We start from the raw sequence: 24,556 nt of genomic DNA on the forward strand, positions 1-24,556 counted from the left end.
TTGATTGCCACGAGTGTATTATCTTGATTACGCCAGAGAACCAAAAGTAATGCTCTCATAAGGCGCAGCAAAGGACAATAATTAATTTGTATAAATTTCAGTCTACCAAGGGGCAGCGGAAAACTGGTATGTGAAACGTTAAGAGTTGCAACAATACTTCAAACTTTTTCTCCGCAAATTTGAACTATCGGCAATTATTTCATCGCTGTTGCTTTGGGACAGGCGTAAGCATTAGACTTTAAAGGATTATCAGCCGCCCCAGATACATCAGAAATGAGAGTAACCTCCCCAGCACCATTGAAGACCCAACCATTGGCAGGTACAATTGTCACGGTTTTTTTTACAGAAGGTGATTTCGTAGTTATGGGTTGATTTCGTCTAGCGATAATCTCTCTACCGCGAGTATCTGACCACAGAACATCACTACCAAGCACTTCATAAGGATTGTCAGGTAATCCACCACGTCCCGTCACAATAAATTGGCTATTGTCATTCTCGTCGTCTTTTGAACAATCAGCTGCCAGTAATGTTGAGCTATCAACAACTGTAGCAGGCAATTCACTTAAGCCTTGGATAGGATCAACTTCTGGGGTAGTAATAGTAACTTCTCCATTCACTCCCAGTTGAGAACTAGCAGTAATATCACTAAACCTTGTGTCTCTAAAACGTGGTGTAATCCCAAAAATGCTTTGCGCGGTAATATCTACTCTGCCACCCCTACCATTAAAAGCATTGGCGCTAATGTCGCTATTTTCACCAGAGACCGCAATTAAAAATATAGTGTTGATATTAATGTTTCCCCCATTACCCCCCGCGTTAGCAGTACCTGCATTGGCAGAAATACTACTACCATTTCGCAGTAATACAATATCTCTCACATTGAGATTAATATTTCCCCCTTCACCAGCAGTTGTCCCCGTTGTAATTGTGCCTTGCTCATTTAGTAGTAAAGAACGAGCATTTACTGTTATATCCCCAGCACTGGCGCGTTCACTACCTCGCACACGAGCAAATAAACCACTATTAGCACCGTCATTATTAATTGAGTCACTACCAAATTCTGCCAGACGCGCTGCAAAAGTCGGGTCGCTACCAGCAATACTCACCCTATTTTTTGCTTCGATAGTAATGTTACCTGCATTTCCAATATTGGAAGCACTAGTCAGAATTTGACCACCATTATTTAAATCAACGGTATCGGCAATAATATTAATGTTGCCGCCAGTACCTGCACTACCACTACTGGCGCTCACTAATGCTCCATCTGTTATCTGCAAACTCCGAGTTGTAATGTCAATATTTCCCGCTTTACCAATCGCATTACCCACGGTGTCAGTAAATAAACCTGAAGTATAAAATCTGAATTCTGGGTCTGGAGAAAATCCTACTAATTTGACCGAATCAGTAGCATTAATTTGAATGTTTCCACCATTTCTTGACCCAGTGGTTGCAGATGAAATTGCTGCACCATTAGTTAAAGTTAGGTTTCTAGTATTAATATCAATTAGTCCTGGACTAGCCATACCATCTACTGGAGTTCCAATAAAACTCCTGTTTTTTAAGAAGATATTTTGAGCCTTAATGATTATGTTGCCAGAAACCCCTGTATTGAAGGCAGATGAATCTAAGGAGGAGGCATCTAAAAAAATATCTCTAGCTCGGATATTCAGGTTACTAGCATTACCAGTACTCTCTTGAGTCGCAGTCGTGCTTATGGAACTGTTAGTTAACACAACAGAATTATTAGCTTTTATCAATACTCCATTTGTATTACCCTGTCCTGAAGAGATGGCGGTCAATCTACTATTCCCATTCGTACTACTTAAAGAAACCGCATCAGCCAAGATTTGAACACCATCTGTGTTGCCTATTGCACCACTATTAATATCACTACTAATGACACTGTTATTACCAATAGAAACAGCACCACTCGCTTCTATCAAGATTCCACTAGTATTTCCTGTTCCATAGGTACTAGCACTCAATGTCGTATTATTCAATAATACTGACCCAGCTTGAATATGAATACCATCAGTATTACCTGTGGCTGAAGAGAAAATATTACCCACATCACTATTAATGAAACTATCATTCAAAAACAGTGATCTAGCTTTGATATCAATACCGCCAGTATTACCTGTGGCTGAAGTAAAAAAGCCTCCAAGATTATTGGTTATGTTACTCTCTGTAATATTTATCCTTTCTGTTGCATCAATGATAATATCTCCCGCCTGAGTTCCATTATCGGTCAGACCACCTGTTAGCTGACTACCTGTAATTTCTATATTTCTGCCATTGATTATCAAACTACCACCACTATTAGAACTCACATTCACATTGGCAGATCCGTTGATAATTGAAATATCGCCTCGCATTAAGTTCTGGGGATAATTCAAACGCAGATTCTGATTATTTGTATTCAGTTCTACACTTCCTTGTCCGGTTACTGCTCCTAATTCAATTCTTCCACTTGGAGCAGATAAATGTCCGCCATCTATAGTGACACTACCACCTAATAACAATAAGCTTTGACCATTAGGAACTGATAGACCAATTACAGATAGTGTGGATGGATTTTGATATGTAGATTTATTGGTAATAGATGAACCAATAATTTGGTTGAATAAAAAAGCCGAAGGATTGACTGTAAGTAATGCTGGATTATTGGGGACAGATGCACTGAAAGAACCTTGATTGCCAAATGCGATCGCATTTGCTGTTGTAGCCACAAATGAGCCACCAACATTTAAACTAGCATTAGAGCCAAATAAGATTCCATGAGGATTCAGCAAAAATAAGTTTGGACTACCAATTCCAGAAGTTTTGAGAGTCCCGAAAATATCAGAACGGCTTCCACCCGTTACCCTAACTAAAATATTTTGAATATTTGCACTAGGATTGATAAAATCTGCTGTGTGCATTTCAGGAATACTAAATTTCTGGAAACTATGAAAAAGGTTATTACCTGCTACAGTACCTGCTGTAATTTCCCATGTCATCTTATTGGGTGTAACAACAGAATTTTTAGGTAGTGTTGTATCAGGAATAATTTGAGCTTGAATAACGTTTATCGGAGTCAGACAACACCATATTATGCCACTAACTAAGCAAGAGTTAAAAATGTAATTCTTCATTATGCTGTGTGCCTGAGTTAATTGTTAATGTATTTAAGATAGTTTTGTGATAAATAAATGAGCAAAAATTAAACAAATAGTTATTAATTAGTGATAGTTAATCACACTTTATCTTTCTCCAATTTAGGAGCGAACAGATGCTCGCTCCTACTGATATTTTTCAAAAATTAGATCGGACTGCTATATTGTATTGCCTAGGATGGGCAAGTTTGAGGCGAAACTTGGTAATTAACCTTGTAACCTTTAAAATCCATTGTGTTTGAAGACACAGTTGCAAAATTCAGAGCAGAAAGTGTTTGCTGAGTTTGAAGTTTTGTAACCGCATCAGCAAATTGTACGGTTGTTGTTGTGGTAAAACAGGTGTCAAGATTTAGCGGTAATTCTTCTCCTGGGGCGAGCGATAAAATGCTAGTTTTTTTGACACTAGTCCCTTGGAGTACAACAATTACTTGACCTGCCTGAGTACTAGAATTTTTTATGGATGTTACGCGCATTTGACTTAGACCTAATAGTGCTATAACAATGGGTTTCTGCGTAACATTTTGATTTACAATTACCATTTGTTCGGGAATTATACTTGTAGATTTAGCTGCTAAGGCAGTATTTCCAGGAAATAGTACGGTTATAGTTAGAATGACTACAAAAAACAATTTTAATAGTCGATTTTGCCAAACTTGAAACATATTAATAACTCCTGAGGCACAGCAATGAATTTGTCCTATCAGTTATAAAATAATGTGCTGGTTACTCTATTTTGAGAGCTACACTATCCATGAGATTTAGTGTGTTTTACATTACTCTGTCTAACTGATTTGATATATAACTAAGGCTTGAATTTATACTACTTTTAAATCCAGCTATTTGCTGGTTAAATTTTGTATTTTTTTTAAATAAAAATAATTTAAAATCTGTTGCACTTCTCATGGTGTGAATTGCCAAAAGGATATTAAAAAATCTCAGAAAGCAAGAGGAAAGCTCAAATTAGTTTCTTTCTCTTACTTCCTGAGATATGTTTCCTTTGGTAACACAAAGGATTGATTTGTAACAATAGTTTACGGATTTATTCTTTGCCGAATGTCTAATTTCTACCTAACCATTTTTGACTATTCAAGCGCCGCACTAAGCCAAATACCAACAAGTCAAGGGTAGTTTTGCGTTCGTCAATTAAGAATGACTCAAGAGTGCTGGTTTTTTTGCCTTCGTTGCAGGAAAATCCTTTTTGCCCTTGAATATCTTCGTCGGGGAAATACACGTTAAATTGACGCTGGCCATTTTGCCAACTGCCAACAACTTGCCAGTATTCTTCGTCTGAGGGTAAGCCAGCGATGGGCAGTTTTTGTTTAGCAAAAGATAATTGTAAATCTTTTACGCCTTCCTCCGCGATCGCCTTTTGCAAAGCTGGTAAGTACTCTTGCTGGATAAACTCTGGAAATGGTTTATCTTCAACGGCTGGGGCTTTCTCTTTTTTCGCGGCTTTAGCAGCAGCTGGTTTTTCTTCTCCATCTGCGGCTTTCGCGGCGGCGGGTTTAGCAGCGTTAGGGTTAACTTTTGGGTTGGCTGCTTTGGGGTCTGGTGTATTGGCAGTAGGTATATCTGTAGCTACTGGTTCGCTGGTGCTGGGAGCTACCTCTCCCGCTTGATTGTGATTGGTTTCGTCTGCCATTGCTCAGGTCAATCCTTTATCTAGCTTTCAGAGCGATCGCTCACCTTTCTGTACTAATTTATCTTGATTTTGACATATAAGAGCTAGTTGATAGTCAAGAGTTAATAGTCCATAGTCAAAAGTCAATGGATCATAGTTAAAAAGCTGATATTTCTGAAGAAAAACTTTGTATTACTGAGTATTACTTGTATAAGGATTTAGTCTTTTCCCGGTTGCACTGACATAGCTTAAGAGAAAAAGTTTAACAGATGATGCTAGACTCTTTATTTGTTTATGATTTGTTGTACTAGTTTAGGCGATCGCGGCCTGAATATCTCTCACTAACTCATCCATTCTGGCTTTAGTTGTATTCCAAGCACACATAAAACGTACTCCCCCGACACCGATAAATGTATAAAATTGCCAATTCTTCTCTTTTAACTTTTGAATAACTTGCTCTGGTAATTTGACAAACACAGCATTAGCTTCCCGCGGAAACATGATTTCTACACCATCTATTTGTAATAGTTGGTTTTCTAAATATTCTGCACATTGATTAGCATGACGGGCATTTTTTAGCCACGCACCTGTTTCTAGTAAACCCAACCAAGGCGCAGAAATAAACCGCATTTTAGAAGCTAGTTGTCCTGCTTGCTTGCAGCGATAATCAAAATCTTCTGCTAAGGCTTTATTAAAAAAAAGAATTGCTTCCCCTAAAGCCATACCATTTTTTGTTCCGCAAAAACACAACACATCTACACCACTTTTCCAGGTTATTTCTGCCGGGGTTTTATTGATTGCAGCGACAGCATTAGCAAATCGAGCGCCATCCATGTGAATTTTTAATTTATACTTCTGAGCAATTTCTTGAATCTCTAAAAGTTCTTCAATGGTATAGATAGTTCCTAATTCTGTTGATTGCGTAATACTAATAACTTTAGGTTTAGGATAATGAATATCTTGACGCTTGGTGACAATAGCTTCTATGCTTTGCGCTGTTAATTTGCCATTTTCTCCTGGAGCTAATAGCAGTTTAGAACCATTAGAGGCAAATTCTGGCGCACCGCATTCATCTGTTTCTATATGTGCTGTTTCATGACAGATCACACTATGATAAGACTGACATAATGCTGCTAAAGATAAAGAATTTGCTGCTGTACCATTAAAGGTAAAAAATACCTCACAATTAATTTCAAATAGTTCTCGAAAATAGTCAGTTGCTTTTTGAGTCCATTCATCATTACCGTAGGCTGGCGCACTACCAAGGTTTGCTTGCAGCATATACTCTAGTGCTTCTGGACAAAGACCGGAGTAATTATCACTAGCAAATTGTTCGGCATTCATACTCATATTATTTTGAATAAGAAATTACTACATTCATTAATGGGAAATTATTTGAATTTTAGTTTGAACTACTATAGCAATCTTCAATCAGGTACAAACAATTTACTCTCTATTCTCTATCTCAATAAAACAAAATCCACCTAAACAATTGTTTGGTGGATTAGTTGGTTATCTTTAGTGGATCCGAGCAGAGTCGAACTGCTGTCCAAATTGGGTATTGACCCCCCGCTCATTCACAGGTTTAGCCTTTCTGACCCTCAAGGCGGGAATCGTTCATTATCCCGAACGTAGGATGCTCTGATTTAATCTTAGCTAACAAGCCAATCAGAGAACGCTTGCTAGAGCATCCGTTGGGGGTTGGTCTCTAATCCTTAACGGAGTCAAACTAGAGACGCTCGAACCTATAAGAGGCGTTTTAGGCAGCTACTAGAGCTTCCCGACGAGCAAATTTAACGATGTTATTCGCATTTACTTTTTTTTGAGCCTTTGATTTGCGAGAGGAGACTCACTCTCGACCTGAATCACAGAGTAGCGTTCGCCAACCTGTCGAAACCGTTACGGACCCAAGTGGTTTATATCTTTATTATAATTCCTAGTGAGAAAAATGTGTTACAAGATGACAAAGAAATATTAAAGGCTGATTTTGGGCGATCGCCTTTGATGGCAATATTCCTATAGATTCTAGAAAACAGAGCCAGATTCAAGGTAAGTTGTGATTGAACCTTGATCAACTCGCGCTACTGTGGATACCTCCGTTTTTGTGCAAACATTTATTGCGGTGTTTGTCTTGGCAGATGCTGTAGGCAATGTACCAATAGTTTTAGCTTTAACCAAAGGCATGACACCAGAAGATAGAAATAAAGTGATTGATAAAGGAAGTATTGTAGCGATCGCCGTTCTGTTGTTATTTGCCTTTGCTGGTCAATATATTTTAAGTTATCTCGAAGTCAGTATGGCATCTTTGCAGGTGGCTGGCGGGTTATTGCTGTTGTTAATCGCCTTACAAATGCTGCGAGGAGAACTAGATACACCCATTCAAGAAGCAGGACGGGATGTGGCAATTACACCCTTAGCTTTGCCATTATTAGCCGGGCCGGGTACGCTGACGACAGTGATGTTATTAATGTCAAAATCTCAGAGTCCCCATTTGGGTGTAGTGCTGGGTATTGTGGTGGCGATGTTGGTCACTTGGTTAATTTTGCGGTTGGCGAACCAGATTGATAAATTCATTGGGGTTGAGGGTACGGTAATTGTAACGCAGCTATTTGGTTTTTTATTAGCAGCGTTAGCCGTAGAAATTGGCAGTACAGGAATTAAAGAGTTGTTTCTACACTAAGAAATATTGTGAATTTGCTGGCAAGAAATAGTTCGGAATTTTGAGCAGAAAGTGATGATTGATCGTATTTGATGGTATCAATCTATATCTGCGTTGGAAAGTAATCAGGTATGTCAGATTTTATAGATAAAGGTTCATATCTGACATATCAATTAAACAGTTGAATATAAGATAGGAATTGTTCAGCATAAAATTTTATTTATCGTATGTGAGTAACTACTTACTTATCTATCAAAAATAAAAGTTAAGTACTACTTTCATTTTGCAAAAATTTAGGAATAAATATCCTAATGCTCAATTGACATGACTGCATTGGTTTAAATTCTAACTCAAGCATTATCCAAGTATCTGAGAATTTCATATCCTATAAATCGCCTAGATACTGATTCGTCAAGGTTATTTAATTGTGATTAATGGATAACCGCTGTAATTTCATGAAAAATTAATCCAGTAGAATTCACCAATTTTCTAATATGAACACAACACACCAAGCAGAGAGCAAAAAAACTGCTCTTATCACTGGGGCTGCGAGTGGAATTGGTTACGAATTAGCCTGTATTTTTGCTCGGAACAATTATAATCTGGTATTAGTAGATAGAAATGCAGTTAAACTGACAGAAGTTTCCGCAAAATTTCAACAAGAATTGCCTATTGCTGTCAAAGAGATTGTCAAAGATTTAGCTGTATCAACAGCACCAGAGGAAATATTTAGGGAGTTACAACAAGCAAATATTCAAGTTAATGTACTAGTCAATAATGCTGGCTTTGGTACTTATGGATTATTCAGTGATACAAACTTGAATGCTGAACTAGAAATGCTGCAAGTTAATTTAGTATGTCTGACACATTTAACTAAATTATTCCTCAAAGACATGATCAAACAAGGAGAAGGCAAAATATTAAATGTAGCGTCGGCTGCTGCTTTTCAACCAGGGCCTTTGATGGCAGTTTACTTTGCTACCAAAGCTTATGTATTATCTTTTTCTGAAGCGATCGCCAATGAACTAGAAGGTACAGGTGTAAGTGTGACAGTGCTGTGTCCAGGTACAACAGCATCAGCTTTTCATGAAAGAACTGGGATGGCTGATTCCAACCTGGTGAAGCGTCAAAAAATGATGGATGCTGAAACTGTAGCCCAAATTGGTTATGATGCCTTGATGAAAGGCAAAACCTTGGTGATTCCTGGTTTGATGAATAAATTCCTAGCCAAAATTGTCAGATTCGTACCGAGAAAGTTAGTACCAAAAATTGTCAGAAGTATGCAGGAAGATAAATAATCATTAATTAAAAAATAGTAGTGAATTGCCAACACTTGAGATCCCAAACAGAACCAGCCACAGCCACAGCTGCATGATAATTATCAGCAGGGGTAAACTCTACAATACTCCAGTCTGCGGATGTGAGTAATTTAGCCTGTTGTGTAGGTGTGAGAGATATTTCCACTTGTTCTAATTGAGAGATTCCATCACCTGTGGCTTTTAAATAAGCTTCCTTACAAGTCCAATAGCGGAAAAATACTGCTTGTTGTTGATCAGCAGGAAGCGATCGCACCAAATCATATTCTCTCGGTAAAAAGAACCTTTCAGCCAGAGCTTCCAAATCAGATACAGAGCGCATATACTCTAAATCAATCCCTATTTGGCGTGTGTAATTTACTGCACACAAAGCCAAATCCTGAGAATGTGACAAGTTAAAAAATAAACCACTAGTAGCTAAAGTATCAGCCAACAGCGGTTTACCACGAGGTTCATAATCAAATCGTACCTGTTGCGGCTCAATATTTAAGTAACGGCTTAATATACTTCTCAAGCTACCGCGGCCGACAATAAAACGTTGACGATGTTCTGGAAAACGGAATCGGTTAGCACGAGCTAGTTCATCACTAGATAAAGTTGCAGCGAAAAAATCTAGCTGTGAGTCGGCTACATCCAAGTCAATTCGCCAGATATGAACTTCATTTGCTAATAAAGTTACATTGCTTGGTGCAGGTAGCCATAGATAATTCAGACTAGTCATTTGAGTTATACATAGTCACAAGGTTTTCCACCCAACTCCTTGTTATGACTTGAATTGTTCATCTACCGGAATTTTATAACCATTAGCCAAGCGATTAGTCATATTTGCCGTGCCAATAATCGCCATTAGTTCTCCAAACATCTCATCGTTCATCCCTTTAGCACGGGCGGCGGCAGTGTGGGAAGATATACAATAATCACAATTATTTGTTACGCTCACAGCAACATAAATCAATTCCCGTACTAGCGGATCAAGTTCACCCGGACTAGTCATCACTTCTTTGATGGTTTGCCAAGTGCGTTGCAAAGTCGGAGGATGATTAGCTAAAGCTTTCCAAAAATTATTAATATAGTCTGTCTGGCGTGTTGCACGAATATCATCATAGACTGCTCGTACTTCGTCGCTGGCTTCTGCGTATTCAATTAGCTTGGTCATAATAATTTAACTATGTTCAGTTTTTTCCGTATGCCAATTTTTTGATTTGGCATTTTGGCACACTCATATTAAAACGAATAGGTATTCTATGGAAGTGGGATATTTTTAGGTGAAAAGTACTAAATTAAATTATCCCTCGGCAAGCTACCGAGGGATTTTTATTCAAAGACAGCAATTTTGTCAAAGGTTCTACAACAACTATTTTCAATAACTGCTGACCTTGGCAGAGCGCTTTTTATAACTGAGTATGCACAGTAAAGGTGTCAGTAATAGTATGGCAGCCAGCGTTGATGGTTCATCCACTCTTACTGGAGGTGTGGTTGGAGGTGTAGTTGGCGTTGGTGTTGGAGTACCTGGAACTACTGGAACAGGGGGAACTGTGACTGCGGAGGAAGAACCACCATCTCCACCTAGTAGAAGTAACAGAAATAAAAGAGGACTGAGATATAAAGGATTAAAAGCACTGCCAGCTAAAGTGCCAACGTCTAGAGCAATGGCAGTATCAGCATCTAAAAGGAATGACTCTGGCTCTAATAAAGCTATATTGGGGCTGAGTTCTTCGCCAACTATGGGTATACCTTCGATATTATCTAGCTCTTTGGGTGTGTCAAGTGGCACACGTCCATAGTCGCCATCTGCTGTAGATGCTGATGAATATGGAAAGGAAACTATTCTTAAGATGCTCTCTTGTAATTCCTGATCATTTCCTGCCTTCAACGCATTTAACCCACGAGAGAGGTTATTCAAATAAAACTGCGTCATGTCAGGTGGCAAATCTAAAGCACGGATCTGCTGTTCCAGATTCGGAATTTTAGATACCTCAACTAATAGTTCGCGTCCAAAAGAATATTTAAAATCCAATAACCCTTGTCGGGGACTCAGAGAGTTATCGCCTCTAGAGATTGGCGACCAAGCAAAGTTTTTAGTAACTGCTCCTAAACCAGCAACTGGATTACGGCTTACAGACTGACCCAAAACGTATTGATAACCATCCACAACTGATGGAGATTGCTTTTTCCAAAACGAGGCAAAAGGAATTTCTGGAAGTCTTTCATTGTTGCCGTAAAAAGCAGCGAAATTCTGGTAGTTTTGCTGTCCCCCAGCGGCTCGAATGACTAAATCGTAGTAACTAGAGCCACCATTCACTGCTAATAATTGTTGCAGAATTGTTCCAGTTTTATTACAGCCCGTACCACTACCCACAATACATCCGGGAATGACGAGCGCATCACTTAAATTACGGTTTTCCAGCTGATACTGGAGATACTCTCGTTCCAGTCCTCTTTGGATTTTACGCTGCCCTACATTTAGCTGTGCGTTAGCAGGCTGGCAAACAGATACTAATACTGCCAAAGACGTTAACGAAATCCCTATGCTTTTGACAGTTAAATTTAACAAGATACATCTCCTGGTCAATAAACGAAATACTACTCACACGCAATTAAACAATCAGCATTATTTTTGATTAGGTTTGATATTCTCTCTCAAAGAGGTTGTTCTTCCATTCTTGGTTGAGTTGGAATTGACTTTATCAGGTATTTGAATATTGAGGGTAATTGCTGTACCTTTGAGTTTTCCGGTACTAGTATCTTCACTTGTACCAAGGGTGTGGTAGAGAACTAAAGCACGGTTGGGTTGATCAAAGAGAAACCCACGTCGGGAAGCGGCGATTTTTCCTTCTTTGACTAAAGAGATAAAGGATTCTAAATATCTACGTATACTTTGGCGATTTTCTTGATCGCCATCTAGATGATGCTCTATGAGCTTCATGAAAAAGTCTAGGGTGCGGTTGTCTTGACCTTCAATCAAGGTACCACCGTCTAAAAAAGAACTACCAATTAGCTTGCCATTTTGCTCTTGAACTTTAAATAAGGTGTAATAACGTCCTTCTTTTTTAGGATCGTTGACATAACATACCCAGGAACCATCTTTGCTCTGAGTAAACCCTTCTTGGGCAAGGTATGAAAATAAGGAGTTACTTGTTTTGGCTTGTGGTGGTGGTAATAAATCTTCAACCGGATCTAAAGAGCAAATCCGCTGTGTTGTTGTGGCTTGGGGAGCAGTAGGAGTCTCTTGTGCATAAGCGGATAGCGAACTATTTTTAACAGTTGTCACACTAGATATTGTGACAAACGCAAGTAATTGCAACGTAAATGACCTAGATAAACATGGAATTATCTTCATTTTTTTACCTTTTATTTTTCCGTGGTGTAAATAATAGGGATTTTTAATAGATATAGGTTGAGATCTTAAATCATAGAGCTAAAGTAGATTTTATTTATTTGAAGTTTTAGCGGTTTCTACGGGCTTTACTTGTAGCAATTGATAAGATTTCATAAAGCTGTATCAGGGTGACATTTTTTCTAGGTGCTGTCTTTGTAGAACTTAACTAATTTTTGATAAATGTATAAATTATCTTCACTTGCAACTTACTTTAAATAAGCTCTACTGACAAAAAATGTGTAAAACCTTGACTTACATAAAAATAAGCTGATATCTAAACAAGAATTTTTGAGATTTTACTTTTTTGGGCTTTTTTTTATTGGAGAAATGGTTATTGATGTCACTTATGTCTGTGATTTTATTCAACAAAAAGTTTTAATAGTTACAACTTAACGTTTTTTATGCCAATTGATTGTCATAATAATTACATAGTTTTCTAAGTAACATATCAAGCTGATGTTTTTGTTTTTCCTGGTAAGTAAGAACTCTAGATGTTTGAGCTATGCTAACTTTTTGTAATTTTTTAGTCATACTTTTATTTAAGTATTGAAAAATTATGTCCTATTATTTAACCAAAAATTCTATCATTAGGTAGAGGGCATTTATGCCTAATTGTAAGCAAGTTTAAAAAATTGAACACTGGAACTGGAAGTTTAGAGGCTTTTTTCTCTAAATATTAGGAAAATATTAAGATCAATAAGTATATACTTATTTTTTTGTAAAAAAAATACATAATAATGTTAATGCATGTATCTTTTCTGTTCGGTACATCTAGGCAGCAGAGAACGACTAAACCAACAATAAAATAAGGATGAAGTACTTTGATACTTCATCCTTGCTGATTGCCTAAGTTGTTAATACTAGATTGAGTAATATACCGGAAAAGACTTGGCATCTTTGGGTTTTACGTAAACCCGTTGTTGTGGTTCTAATTCCAATTCGTTGAAGCGATCGCGTGTGAGATGGGCTGTTACTACTTGTCCATCATCTAGCGTTAATTCTACCTGGATTTCCCAACCTAGATGGATCAGGCGGCTAACTTTGGCCGATGCCGTTGCACCATTGGCTTGCTTTTCAATAATCACATCTTGGGGACGCAAAAATACTTCTGGGTGTGGTGCGTCAAATCCGGCGCTTTGGAAAATTCTAGAAGAGCTAGGCAAGACATTCACCGGGCCGATAAAACTCATGACAAATGCTGAGGCGGGATTGTCGTAAATATCTGCTGGTGTGCCGACTTGTTCCACACGTCCTTTATTCATCACGACAACTTCATCAGAAACTTCCATAGCTTCTTCTTGGTCGTGGGTGACAAAAACAGTGGTAACATGAACTTCATCATGGAGGCGGCGTAACCATGCTCGTAAATCTTTACGGACTTTAGCATCTAATGCGCCAAAAGGTTCATCTAATAATAATACTTCTGGTTCTACAGCCAATGCCCTAGCTAATGCTACTCGTTGCCGTTGACCACCTGACAATTGTGAAGGATAGCGATCGCCTAGTCCCGCCAACTGTACTAATTCTAATAACTGTTCTACCCGGCCTTTAACTTTTTTGTCTGGTGCTTTGCGAATTTCTAACCCAAAAGCGATGTTTTGCCGCACAGTCATGTGCTTAAACAAAGCATAGTGCTGAAATACAAACCCAATATTTCGCTCTTGCACACTTTGATAGGTAGAATCCTTACCTGTAAGCAAGATTCTGCCACTATCTGGCATTTCTAACCCGGCAATTAGCCTGAGTAAAGTAGATTTACCCGATCCTGATGGCCCTAGTAACGCTACTAGTGAACCACTCTTAACAGTCAGATCAACCTGATCAACCGCTTTGAAACTTCCGAAGTTTTTGGATACACTCTCAACTACTATACCCACCGCCGCTATACCTCTGCTATTAAAACTACGGCATATTGCTAGGTTTACCGTGTTATATTTATAGCATATACAGATTTTTTACTCAAATACTTGAAAGCTAAATTTAAATTTCAACGATTAAAATTAATCGCTGTTTTAGACAAATAATTTGAGGCTAATTTCTAGCCAAAATATTTAGTTTATTAGCTACCACAACTACCACAATCAAGAAAGCTACAATCAGCACCGCTACAATCTACAACACTGCAATCTAGAGCGTGACAATGGGAGAAATCACAATCGGGTAAGACATTGACCAGATCAGCACAATCGCAACTTAAATCTGCACAATCTATGCAGTTAGTGCCATCACCATTACTACAAATTGTATTTGAAGATTGCTGATTATTGCTTCTATTTTCTGTTTTTGGTGACTGTATATTTGCTTCATCTTCTGATTCTGTAGGTTCGGAATTATGTAATTGCCAGCGCAAAATTAAGTTAGCTTGTTTGCAAGCTTGAAATCGTGCGCGTGACTTGATCAACGCTATGCTTAAACCTTCTTGAGCAATCACGCGCTTGATGTATTGGGAACATGATTCGCCTCCATATAAAATCCTATGGGCGCAAACAAAGCCTTTATGAGGGGAAATATGCTTTTGGTATCCAGCAATAGCAGTAACGCTAACTTTTCTACTGAGAGAGTCTAGTAAGGAAATCTGCATAAATTGGGGCGTAGAAGCTAAGAGCTAGGGAAAAGATGAAGTAAGTATTCCCAATCCCTGCACCTAATTTCATACTTCATCACTTCTGACTTTAATTTTGTATCGGAATATTAAGGAATATTGCATTTCTGTCAAAACTCAGGGGTAGAGCGGCAAATCAGCCAAAAGACCGTGGTACGATGCTTTCGGTAAATGTCAAGATTGGGAGAAGACCTTTGACACTACGGGTTGCTGTTGTGGGGTCAGGCCCTGCTGGTTCATCTGCCGCCGAAACACTGGCTGCATCTGGGATTGAAACCTACCTGTTTGAGCGCAAGCTAGACAATGCCAAGCCCTGTGGGGGAGCTATCCCCTTATGTATGGTGGGTGAATTTGACCTACCACCAGAGATTATTGATCGCCGGGTGCGGAAGATGAAAATGATTTCGCCTTCCAATCGTGAGGTAGATATTAACCTGGTAAATGAAGAAGAATATATAGGAATGTGTCGCCGCGAAGTTTTAGATGGCTTTTTGCGGAATCGCGCGGCAAAATTAGGTGCAAATTTAATTAACGCCACTGTTCATAAAGTCGATATACCCACAAACAATACCGACCCTTATACAATTCATTACGTTGACCATGCTGATGGCAGCGTGCAGGGTGTTGGTAAAACCCTGAAAGTAGATTTAATTATTGGGGCGGATGGGGCAAATTCCCGCATTGCCAAAGAAATGGATGCAGGGGATTATAATTATGCGATCGCATTTCAAGAGCGAATTCGCTTACCCGAAGACAAAATGGCGTTCTACAACGACTTAGCCGAAATGTATGTCGGCGATGACGTTTCCACCGACTTTTATGCTTGGGTATTCCCTAAATATGACCACGTAGCCGTCGGTACTGGCACAATGCACGTCAATAAAGCCAGTATCAAACAGTTACAAGCTGGTATTCGCGCCCGTGCTGCCAAGAAACTAGAAGGCGGTAAAATCATCAAAGTTGAAGCGCACCCCATTCCCGAACATCCCCGTCCTCGTCGCGTCGTTGGTCGCATCGCCTTAGTCGGAGATGCTGCTGGCTACGTTACCAAATCTTCTGGTGAAGGGATTTACTTTGCGGCTAAATCTGGGCGGATGTGTGCTGAAACCATTGTGGAAACTTCCAACAACGGTAGCCGCATTCCTACAGAAAATGACCTCAAACTATACATCAAGCGTTGGGATAAGAAGTACGGACTCACCTACAAAGTGCTAGACATTTTGCAGACTGTGTTCTATCGTTCTGATGCTACCCGTGAAGCATTCGTTGAAATGTGTGGTGACATGGATGTGCAGAAGCTGACATTCGATAGCTATCTGTACAAAACAGTTGTCCCTGCAAACCCCATTACCCAACTGAAAATTACTGCCAAAACCATTGGTAGTTTAATTCGCGGTAACGCTCTTGCTCCCTAAAAGCAGCAATAATGAATCAATACAGCAGAGGAGAAGGGGAGCAGATAGTTTTATCATTGATTTGCTTCTCTGCTCCTCTGTAATTTTGCTTGTTAAAATAAGCATCCTAGTACAGCAAGGCATGACAAATTACAAATGAATCTAAAATTTAAAATTGATTGGCATTCTCTCAAAATTATTTCCAGAGAATGCCAATTTTTTATGGAGTACAACGCTATTTTGACTCGTAGCGGTATCAGCGCCGTACTACTAAGAGAGTAGCATTCGCCTACTAAGCATCACCCTCCACAAAAGGATGTCTATTGGAAGGTAGCTTTTTGTAGAGTCAAGCAGGCGAAATTAGAGTTTTCCTTGGTAAGACCACTAAACCTCATTCCCCACAACATGACACACAACATGATGGATTAAGTAAATTTAGGGTTGAGGTCAAGGAATATAGCGGGTTACTCAACAGCTGATGCAGAAGCCCCCTCAGCTGATGGAGGGACACTGGGTAATTCTAGACAATATCCTGCACCGTATACCGTCTTGATGTAGCGAGGGTGGCGGGGATCTGGTTCGAGTTTAGTTCTTAAATGGCGAATATGGACTCGGATAGTCTCAATGTCATCATCAGGATCGTAACCCCAAACTTCCCGCAGAATTTCGCTAGGAGAAACTGTCTGTCCGTGGCGTTGCAGCAAACAGTGCAGTAACTCAAATTCCAAGTGAGTAAGTTTCACAGTTTCACCGAACCATATTGCCTCAAACCTTTCGGGAACGAGGGTTAATGGCCCATAGTTGAGAATTTCACTGTGCTTGGCGGCTTGGGGAATGCGGTCAGTTCGGCGCAATAAAGCCCGCACCCGCGCCAGCATTTCTTCTACTTCAAAAGGCTTGGTGAGATAGTCGTCTGCGCCAGCGTTGAAGCCTTCCACTTTATCTTGAGTTTGACTTAAAGCAGTCAACATCAAGACGGGAATTTCCGCCGTTCGTTCGTCCCGACGTAGGCGTTGGCAAACTGTAAATCCATCTACTCTCGGCAGCATTAAATCAAGCATGATCAGGTCTGGTTGTAGCTGGAGAGCTAACGCTTGACCTTTGATACCATCTTCAGCTTGACTGACATCATAGCCAGCCATTTCTAAATTGACGGCAACAAGCTCGGAAATTGCTGGGTCATCGTCTATGACTAGAATCCTCGGCATTCTTAAAAAAATTATTGCTACTTATTAAGGAAAAATAAGAATCTTTGGTCGATACAAAGATTTCTGTCTTGATTATAAAAAAGATTTTAAATCTAACATAAATATTAAAACTAAATGATGAAAAATCAAAACTTAAGATACACGAAATTGAGAAAATAATGTGTTACCCGCCCTACAATCCAGCTAAGTTCTTGCAAAATGGTGTAGCTATGACTGTTTACACCGCTTTTTGGGGAAAACGTTACTGGGAAAGCACCTCTTGTGATCCAGAGCCGCCCTATCATAAAACAATATTTCTAGGTGGGCAAGGTGTGCCTATTTTTAGCTGGGTGGCAATTCCCGAAAATGCCCACGGTACGATTATTGCAACTTATGGAATTACGGGCGAGTTAGAGCAGGAATGGTCGTTGAGGTTACTAGGACGCAAAGCTTACGCTCAAGGTTACGCTGTAGTTTTGTTTGATTGGCGCGCCCACGGTAAAACAGCCCAATTGTCACCTACTTTAACCTCTGATGGGTTATACGAGGGTGAAGATTTTGTGCGTTTAGCGGCGGCGGCGGCGGCGATGGGATGTCCTAGTAAGTTTTGGTTTATGGGGTTTTCTTTAGGGGGACAGTTAGCGCTTTGGGGTTTAAAAGCAGCTGCGGAGTTAACGCAAGACGATGAAAATCTCGGTATCAAATACAGCGACATTGGTGGTGGCGCAGTTATTTGTCCAAGTTTGGATTCGTTGCGATCGCTCACCTATCTCACAAAAGACCGATTTGGTAGACTAATCGAAGCTAGTATTGTCCGTGAGTTAAAAAAACTCGCTTGGCGAATTCACGATACTCATCCGGGAACTATTGACCCTCAAGCCATAGAACGGACAAATACTATCTGGGATTTTGACCACGAACTGGTAATTGAAAGACTAGGTTTTCCTAGTGTTGAAGCATACTACAAAGCCAGTAGCGCTCTTCAATTGTTACCAAAACTTACCAAACCAACCTTGATTGTCTACGCTGTGGATGATCCTTTATTTCATCCAGATATCATCCCTGAATTAGAAGCCGCCTGTAACCAAAATTCTGCCATAGATTTGCTACTTACCCGTTATGGAGGTCATGTCGGCTATTTAAGTAGCAAAGATTGTCAGTATCAAGCCCAAGACCCTGACCCTTGGTGGGCTTGGAATCGGATTTTACAATGGCTAGAACAGCAACGCACTGACCTTGTTTAGCCGCCTTGCCATTATCTTTCTTCTAGTTTAAAGTGCGATCGCCCGGAAAATTCCAATGGTAAAGTTCTGAAGCTCTCTAATAAAGAGAGCTTCAGGCTGTTTAGTTAGGAAATACCTGGGGAATGAAAGGTAAAATATTGGTCAATTACGGTTTTAATCAAGCTTGCATCAACTATTCAGCTTGCTGTTTAGATGGATGCTTGCTTTTTCTTGAAAAATCGGCTCAAAGAACCTGCTACTAACAAGCCTAAAATTGTATTTGGTTCAGGAACTGCTGTTGCTGTTAACTGACCACCAACATCTAACCGACAGTTGGGGAATGTACTACAGACTTCTGCTGACAAATCATCCTTCAAAAATATCGTAGCGTTTGGCAATCCTTGCTCAGGATTAAGGTAAGTATAAAAAGATAGCCCTGTAACTTCCGTGGCAAAATCAATTCCCAAGTCAAAGCCGTTGGATGTATCAAAGTTACCTGTTTGCAGAACAGTCCGAGAAACGGTATCAAAATTAAAATTAAAACTGCTATTGGGATTGGGAAAATCGTAGTCAAAACTTTGCAGCAAACTTCCTGTGGGGTCGAAAAAGGCAATAGTGAAATCACTTAGCTCATTTCTGGTAACAACACCTCCTAAGAAACTGTCGTCAAATGAGAAGTTACCTCTAGCTGAATAACCTTGTCCTCCCAGCCAAGATAAATCATAAGCAGCCGCGTCCGCTTGGGGAATGTTGATTACAGTAGCCAAAGAAGTGACAGCCGCCACAGCTAAGGTAGCTTTAAATTGGGTAACAAATCTGTTCATTTTACTTAGTTAATGAGTGCAATATTAGGTAGATAAAAGCCAAACAAAATTTTAACTAGACTTGTTTGCATCTAGTTATTGTGATCATAATTGAGGTTGTTTGCTGCTTAGTAATTACCTAAAAGATTCTGGAAAAATTTTATCATTAGATTGAATTTCATCTAGATATTTAATGATTAATTATTTAAAAATAAGCAAAAGATTTTAATGTTTCATAAAAACGATATTTTTTAGATTGTTTAAACTAATTTTAACCTTGAATTAACTATATTTTGTACCGCTACAAAATAAGTGAATCTGTGGCGATCACTATTCTTTAAACCTCTTAAGAGATAAGCATATATATTAATTTAGTGTTTAATCAATTAAATATTTACAACTGTTGTTTTATTTGTATTATCTTCTGCTAAAGCACTATTTTATTTAAAAATTTGCCAATTTATGTATAGATATTTTGGATAAATTTTTTGATGCTATCGATGCTCTTTAAGAACGCCATTAGCAGCATTTATAAATGTACTATGGCAACTTTTTATAACTCTGTTTTAAATAAAGCATTACCTAAACTTAATCTATTTCCCATAACTTCTTCCAAGCATTTCCATTTGTAATCAAATGCAATTATCAAGACGTAAATTCTTTACATTAGCTGGGGCAAGTGCCGCTGGTACATTATTAGCCTCGCCTTTAGAAGCTCTTTATGCTAGACAAGCCAATGGTCAACCTATTTTTGGCACAGGTTATGGTGCGTTGGTTCCTGATCCTAATGGCTTGTTAGATTTACCACCTGGATTTCAATATCGAACTTTTTCTCGTACAGGCGAACTCATGACCGATGGTACTTTAGTGCCAGGCGCTCATGATGGGATGGCTGCTTTCCCAGGCCCCAGAAACACAGTTATTTTAGTTCGTAACCACGAACTAAGCCTCACTTCTAGTTCCCGCACCCAAGGCCCAAAACCCTACGATACTAGGGCCGCAGGTGGTACAACAACATTAGTTGTTGGTGCTAATCGCCAACTCATCAAAGACTTTGTTTCTTTGAGTGGCACCATTCGTAACTGTGCAGGTGGCCCAACTCCTTGGGGTTCTTGGATTAGCTGTGAAGAAGATACCACTAGACCTTCTACTACTGGTGCAATACAGTATCACGGCTATAACTTTGAAGTTCCAGCTAGTGCGACCTCTGCGGTCACTCCAGAGCCATTAGTTGCGATGGGAAGATTTAACCATGAGGCTGTAGCGGTAGACCCAAGAACTGGCATAGTCTATGAAACTGAAGATAGAGGAGATAGCCTGTTCTATCGTTTTATTCCCAAAGTACGCGGTAATTTAAAAGCAGGTGGGACTCTGCAAGCGTTGAAAATCGTTAATCAACCGAGAGTAAACACCTCAAACAGCGGTTTTATTCGGGGTCAAAAATTGGGTGTGGAATGGGTGACTATTCCCAACCCCAACCCACTAGATGGCGACACATTACGATTGCAAGGTCGTGATTTAGGCGCAGCTACCTTTGCCCGTGGAGAAGGTATCTGGTATGGTAACGGAGAATTTTATTTTTGTTGTACAAGTGGTGGTGCTGCACAAGCAGGTCAAGTTTGGCGTTACATCCCCACACAAGAGACTATTGAATTGTTTGTCGAGTCTCAATCCAGAGATGTACTCGATATGCCTGATAACATCACTGTGGCACCTTTTGGCGATCTCATTCTCTGCGAAGATGGAGATGGCGACAACTTCTTAAGAGGTGTGACTCCCAACGGGGAAATCTATAATTTTGCCCGTAATGCCTTGAATGATAGTGAATTTGCAGGTGCTTGCTTCTCACCAGATGGTAGAACCTTGTTTGTGAACATTCAAACACCTGGGATTACTTTGGCTATTTGGGGGCCTTGGGCAAGAGCTTAGATGACAGAAACATTCCCGATCTGAGATAGTCGGGAAATATTGACTGGAATAGTGTAAAAAATGATAAACCGGGTTTTTCATGGCTCATCAGCCGAGATTTGAGTAATCAAATCTGGAAAAAACCCGGTTTATATCTATTGGACTTAAGTACTGGTGAGAGAAAATCTAACCACACAGACGCAGAGGCCACAGAGGAATGAGAAGTGAAGAGGAGTTTTGCGTAAGTCCGATAAATTTCAGCATTAAATCTTCATAAACGTAAAGACTCTACGTTGGCTACAAGATTTCTTTGATCCTGATTCATTTAACGGCAAAACTTGACAGCCAGACTAATCTTCAGGGACTTCTGGTGTCTCTTGTTGCAGTATTGCATGGCAATATTGAATTAAGGTAGTGAGGCGATCGCTTATGGTTTGAAGTCTTGCTTGTGCTGTTGCAGTTTGCCGAGCGCCTTGCAAAAAGGTGACATCAATTTCTAATAAACGCAATTGTTTACTAATTTCCGTCCGAAAAGACTGCTCTTTTGAGTCTGCTGTTGCTAAAGGTACAATCTCTCTTTGAAATAACTGCTGCAAATCAGCAACACGCTGTCGCAGTTGACTTTTGTCAAGTTGCACTGCCGAGATATCGGAACGTAACTGCACTAATAAATTTGCTAGTGCTTGATATTTCTCACAATTTAAAGACATCTAGTGCCATTTAAGATAGTATTAATGACAAGAAATTTTTCTTCTACAGTATATCTTCTTGAACTATTATCACTATCACAAGCCTCAAATCCCCCTTTGAGGCTTTATTAGCCATCTATGGTTTGTCCAGCTGATGCTTGTTGAAAGCTAAAATGGATGACTACCACAGGCAATTGAGTCATCATCCTCACACTGCATTTACTACACCCTATGAGGGAAACAGGATCATCACCAGATTGATGCTGTTAATTTCGTCCATCTCTACTATCCTCCGATCACCTGTTGTATGAGCGGCATAGCTATTAGTACTTCAATTGACGTTACACTTCCAGAATGGCTCAACAAATGTTTGCGAGAGTCATCACCAAGAAGTGGCGAAGCAGAAGAAAAAAGGCAGAATGATGCTTCGTTAATTTGTCGAGCATTCACTTTTGCCTATCAACTCCATCATGGACAATTTCGCAAATCTGGAGAACCATATATTTGTCATCCCGTCGCCGTAGCAGGTTTGCTACGTGATTTAGGGGGTAGTCCTGCTATGATAGCAGCTGGATTTCTTCATGATGTAGTTGAAGATACAGATGTCACAATTGAAGAAATCGAAGAGCTATTTGGCTCAGAAGTACGGCAGCTAGTCGAAGGTGTAACTAAGCTTTCTAAGATTAATTTTAAAAGTAAAACCGAAAGCCAAGCCGAAAATTTCCGTCGGATGTTTTTGGCGATGGCGCAAGATATCAGAGTTATTGTCGTTAAGTTAGCAGATCGTTTGCATAATATGCGAACTCTGCAATACATGTCAGAAGACAGTCGTCGTCGCAGCGCCCAAGAAACACGAGATATCTTTGCACCTTTAGCCAACCGTTTAGGTATTTGGCATATTAAGTGGGAATTAGAAGATTTAGCATTTAAATATCTCGAACCGGAAGCTTTTCGCCAAATGCAGCAGCATGTTTCGGAAAAACGCACGGCGCGAGAAGAGAAATTAGCCAAAGCTACAGCAATTTTGCGAGAACGTTTGCCACACGCTGGAATACACTGCTTAGATATTAGCGGTCGTCCCAAGCATTTGTATAGCATCTATCAAAAAATGCAGCGACAGCAAAAGGAATTTCATGAAATTTATGATTTAGCCGCGCTACGAATTATTGTCCAAACAAATGAAGAATGCTATCGTGCTTTAGCTGTTGTTCATGATGCTTTTCGCCCGATTCCTGGGAGATTTAAGGACTATATAGGATTACCTAAGCCCAACCGTTATCAATCTTTGCATACTGGGGTAATTGGTCTGACTGGTCGTCCTTTAGAAATCCAAATTCGTACCCTGGAAATGCACCATATCGCTGAATATGGGATTGCAGCCCATTGGAAATATAAAGAAACGGGTGGTTCTAATAGTCCGTTCACAGCATCTGATGAAAAGTTTACGTGGTTACGCCAGCTATTAGAATGGCAAAGTGACCTGAAAGATGCTCAAGAATATTTAGATAGCGTCAAAGATAACTTGTTTGAAGACGATGTTTATGTCTTCACTCCCAAGGGCGATGTTGTATCTTTAAATCCTGGTTCTACTAGTATAGATTTTGCCTATCGCATTCATACAGAAGTGGGCAATCATTGTTCTGGCGCAAGGGTGAATGGGCGCATAGTACCTTTATCAACAAGGTTGCACAATGGCGATATTGTCGAAATTCTGACCCAAAAGAGTAGCCATCCCAGTTTAGACTGGTTGAATTTTGCCAGAACTTCTACGGCAAAATATCGGATTAAACAATGGTACAAGCGATCGCGCCGCGAAGAAAATGTCACCCGTGGACGAGACTTGTTAGAAAAAGAACTCGGTAAAACTGGGTTTGAGAGTTTGCTAAAATCAGACGCAATGCAGACTGTCGCGGAAAAGTGCAACTATCACAGCGTAGAAGATTTACTCGCAGGTTTGGGTTATGGCGAAATTACCTTGAACTTGGTACTCAACCGCTGGCGAGAAGTTGTCAAGGCACAGCAACCTGCCACAATGGTCATACCGCCATTTGTCCCCAAAGAATCATCAGCAACAGCCAAAGCTTTGCGGGAATTACCTCACAGTAGCTCCCGTGCCAGTGATTCGCCAATCGTAGGGGTGGAAGGTTTAGTGTATCATCTGGCTGGGTGTTGTACGCCGATCCCTGGAGAATCAATTATTGGGGTAGTGACACGAGGACGAGGAATTTCTATCCATCGCCAAGGGTGTCATAATCTGGATAATGTCGAGTGCGATCGCCTAATACCAGTAAAATGGAACTCCGCTGTAGAAACTAGTGCGCGTCCCCACACTTACCCTGTTAATATCCAAATTGAAGCTCTTGACCGTGTTGGCGTTTTAAAAGATGTTTTATCTCGGTTAAGCGACCAAGGAATTAACGTCCGCCATGCACAAGTCAAAACAGCTATTGGACAACCAGCTTTAATGGATTTAGGTATAGATATACGCGATCGCTCCCAACTAGAACAAGTGTTTGTCCAAATTAAAAAAATGAGCGACATTGTCAATATCCGGCGTGTTGGTCAGAATGAGGAATAGATTGTTTTTGAGGTGACAGGTTATAGAGTTAAAAGTCTTTTT

19 protein-coding genes and 1 other RNA gene are annotated in these 24,556 nt (G+C 39.9%); 6 read left to right on the forward strand and 14 right to left on the reverse strand.

What is annotated here, in order from left to right; translation table 11 throughout:
* Positions 1-194 precede the first annotated feature (194 nt).
* The 5 genes from AC504W_RS25860 to ssrA form a co-directional block, all read right to left on the reverse strand.
* A complete protein-coding gene (locus AC504W_RS25860) occupies positions 195-3,134 on the reverse strand; it encodes a two-partner secretion domain-containing protein (protein ID WP_494875083.1) in 2,940 nt (979 codons plus the stop codon).
* 194 nt (positions 3,135-3,328) lie between these two features.
* The gene (locus AC504W_RS25865; RefSeq protein ID WP_494875084.1) at positions 3,329-3,817 is read right to left on the reverse strand and encodes a hypothetical protein; all 489 of its coding nucleotides are present in this window, start codon (positions 3,815-3,817) and stop codon (positions 3,329-3,331) included.
* Positions 3,818-4,212: 395 nt separating this feature from the next.
* Positions 4,213-4,797 carry a DUF2996 domain-containing protein gene (locus tag AC504W_RS25870; RefSeq protein ID WP_494875085.1) on the reverse strand — a complete coding sequence of 195 codons (585 nt, stop codon included), beginning with the start codon at positions 4,795-4,797 and terminating at the stop codon, positions 4,213-4,215.
* 291 nt (positions 4,798-5,088) lie between these two features.
* Positions 5,089-6,126, reverse strand: coding sequence for a threonine aldolase family protein (locus tag AC504W_RS25875; protein ID WP_494875086.1), 1,038 nt, complete (start codon positions 6,124-6,126; stop codon positions 5,089-5,091).
* A gap of 169 nt (positions 6,127-6,295) precedes the next feature.
* Positions 6,296-6,685: a transfer-messenger RNA gene (gene ssrA / locus AC504W_RS25880) on the reverse strand.
* A gap of 177 nt (positions 6,686-6,862) precedes the next feature.
* Here ssrA and AC504W_RS25885 point away from each other — a divergent pair.
* Entirely contained in the window at positions 6,863-7,456 is a 594-nt protein-coding gene (locus AC504W_RS25885; RefSeq protein ID WP_494875087.1) for a MarC family protein, read from the forward strand.
* 473 nt (positions 7,457-7,929) lie between these two features.
* On the forward strand, positions 7,930-8,733 hold the full coding sequence (locus tag AC504W_RS25890; RefSeq protein ID WP_494875088.1) for an SDR family NAD(P)-dependent oxidoreductase: 804 nt from the start codon (positions 7,930-7,932) through the stop codon (positions 8,731-8,733).
* A 7-nt stretch (positions 8,734-8,740) separates the two neighbouring features.
* Here AC504W_RS25890 and hetI read toward each other — a convergent pair whose 3' ends face one another.
* The 6 genes from hetI to yidD all read right to left on the reverse strand — a co-directional run bounded on the left by hetI (position 8,741) and on the right by yidD (position 14,711).
* A complete protein-coding gene (gene hetI / locus AC504W_RS25895; RefSeq protein ID WP_494875089.1) occupies positions 8,741-9,472 on the reverse strand; it encodes a 4'-phosphopantetheinyl transferase HetI in 732 nt (243 codons plus the stop codon).
* Between the two features lie 42 nt (positions 9,473-9,514).
* The gene (locus tag AC504W_RS25900; protein WP_494875090.1) at positions 9,515-9,907 is read right to left on the reverse strand and encodes a carboxymuconolactone decarboxylase family protein; all 393 of its coding nucleotides are present in this window, start codon (positions 9,905-9,907) and stop codon (positions 9,515-9,517) included.
* 204 nt (positions 9,908-10,111) lie between these two features.
* Complete coding sequence (locus AC504W_RS25905; protein ID WP_494875091.1) at positions 10,112-11,305, reverse strand: hypothetical protein; 1,194 nt, start codon at positions 11,303-11,305, stop codon at positions 10,112-10,114.
* Between the two features lie 57 nt (positions 11,306-11,362).
* On the reverse strand, positions 11,363-12,091 hold the full coding sequence (locus AC504W_RS25910) for a hypothetical protein (protein WP_494875092.1): 729 nt from the start codon (positions 12,089-12,091) through the stop codon (positions 11,363-11,365).
* Positions 12,092-12,990: 899 nt separating this feature from the next.
* A complete protein-coding gene (locus AC504W_RS25915; RefSeq protein WP_494875093.1) occupies positions 12,991-14,007 on the reverse strand; it encodes a sulfate/molybdate ABC transporter ATP-binding protein in 1,017 nt (338 codons plus the stop codon).
* 182 nt (positions 14,008-14,189) lie between these two features.
* Positions 14,190-14,711, reverse strand: coding sequence for a membrane protein insertion efficiency factor YidD (gene yidD / locus AC504W_RS25920; protein ID WP_494875094.1), 522 nt, complete (start codon positions 14,709-14,711; stop codon positions 14,190-14,192).
* Positions 14,712-14,890: 179 nt separating this feature from the next.
* Between yidD and chlP the strand changes: the two genes are divergently transcribed.
* Positions 14,891-16,147, forward strand: a complete 1,257-nt coding sequence (chlP, locus tag AC504W_RS25925) for a geranylgeranyl reductase (RefSeq protein WP_096581244.1) — start codon at positions 14,891-14,893, stop codon at positions 16,145-16,147.
* 443 nt (positions 16,148-16,590) lie between these two features.
* Here the strand turns inward: chlP and AC504W_RS25930 are convergent, their stop codons facing one another.
* Positions 16,591-17,334 carry a response regulator transcription factor gene (locus AC504W_RS25930; RefSeq protein ID WP_096581246.1) on the reverse strand — a complete coding sequence of 248 codons (744 nt, stop codon included), beginning with the start codon at positions 17,332-17,334 and terminating at the stop codon, positions 16,591-16,593.
* A 155-nt stretch (positions 17,335-17,489) separates the two neighbouring features.
* Between AC504W_RS25930 and AC504W_RS25935 the strand changes: the two genes are divergently transcribed.
* Positions 17,490-18,557, forward strand: a complete 1,068-nt coding sequence (locus AC504W_RS25935; RefSeq protein ID WP_494878769.1) for a YheT family hydrolase — start codon at positions 17,490-17,492, stop codon at positions 18,555-18,557.
* 188 nt (positions 18,558-18,745) lie between these two features.
* Here AC504W_RS25935 and AC504W_RS25940 read toward each other — a convergent pair whose 3' ends face one another.
* On the reverse strand, positions 18,746-19,360 hold the full coding sequence (locus AC504W_RS25940) for a PEP-CTERM sorting domain-containing protein (protein ID WP_494875095.1): 615 nt from the start codon (positions 19,358-19,360) through the stop codon (positions 18,746-18,748).
* 615 nt (positions 19,361-19,975) lie between these two features.
* Here AC504W_RS25940 and AC504W_RS25945 point away from each other — a divergent pair.
* Entirely contained in the window at positions 19,976-21,268 is a 1,293-nt protein-coding gene (locus AC504W_RS25945; protein ID WP_494875096.1) for an alkaline phosphatase PhoX, read from the forward strand.
* Positions 21,269-21,597: 329 nt separating this feature from the next.
* On the opposite strand, the gene patD is transcribed toward AC504W_RS25945, so the two are convergent.
* Positions 21,598-21,957 (reverse strand): heterocyst frequency control protein PatD, encoded by a 360-nt coding sequence (gene patD / locus AC504W_RS25950; protein ID WP_494875097.1) that lies wholly within the window; start codon positions 21,955-21,957, stop codon positions 21,598-21,600.
* A gap of 286 nt (positions 21,958-22,243) precedes the next feature.
* On the opposite strand from patD, the gene AC504W_RS25955 reads away from it, so the two are divergent.
* A complete protein-coding gene (locus AC504W_RS25955; RefSeq protein WP_494875098.1) occupies positions 22,244-24,514 on the forward strand; it encodes a RelA/SpoT family protein in 2,271 nt (756 codons plus the stop codon).
* The last annotated feature ends 42 nt before the right edge of the window (positions 24,515-24,556 follow it).

The organism is Nostoc sp. C96 (assembly GCF_059384975.1).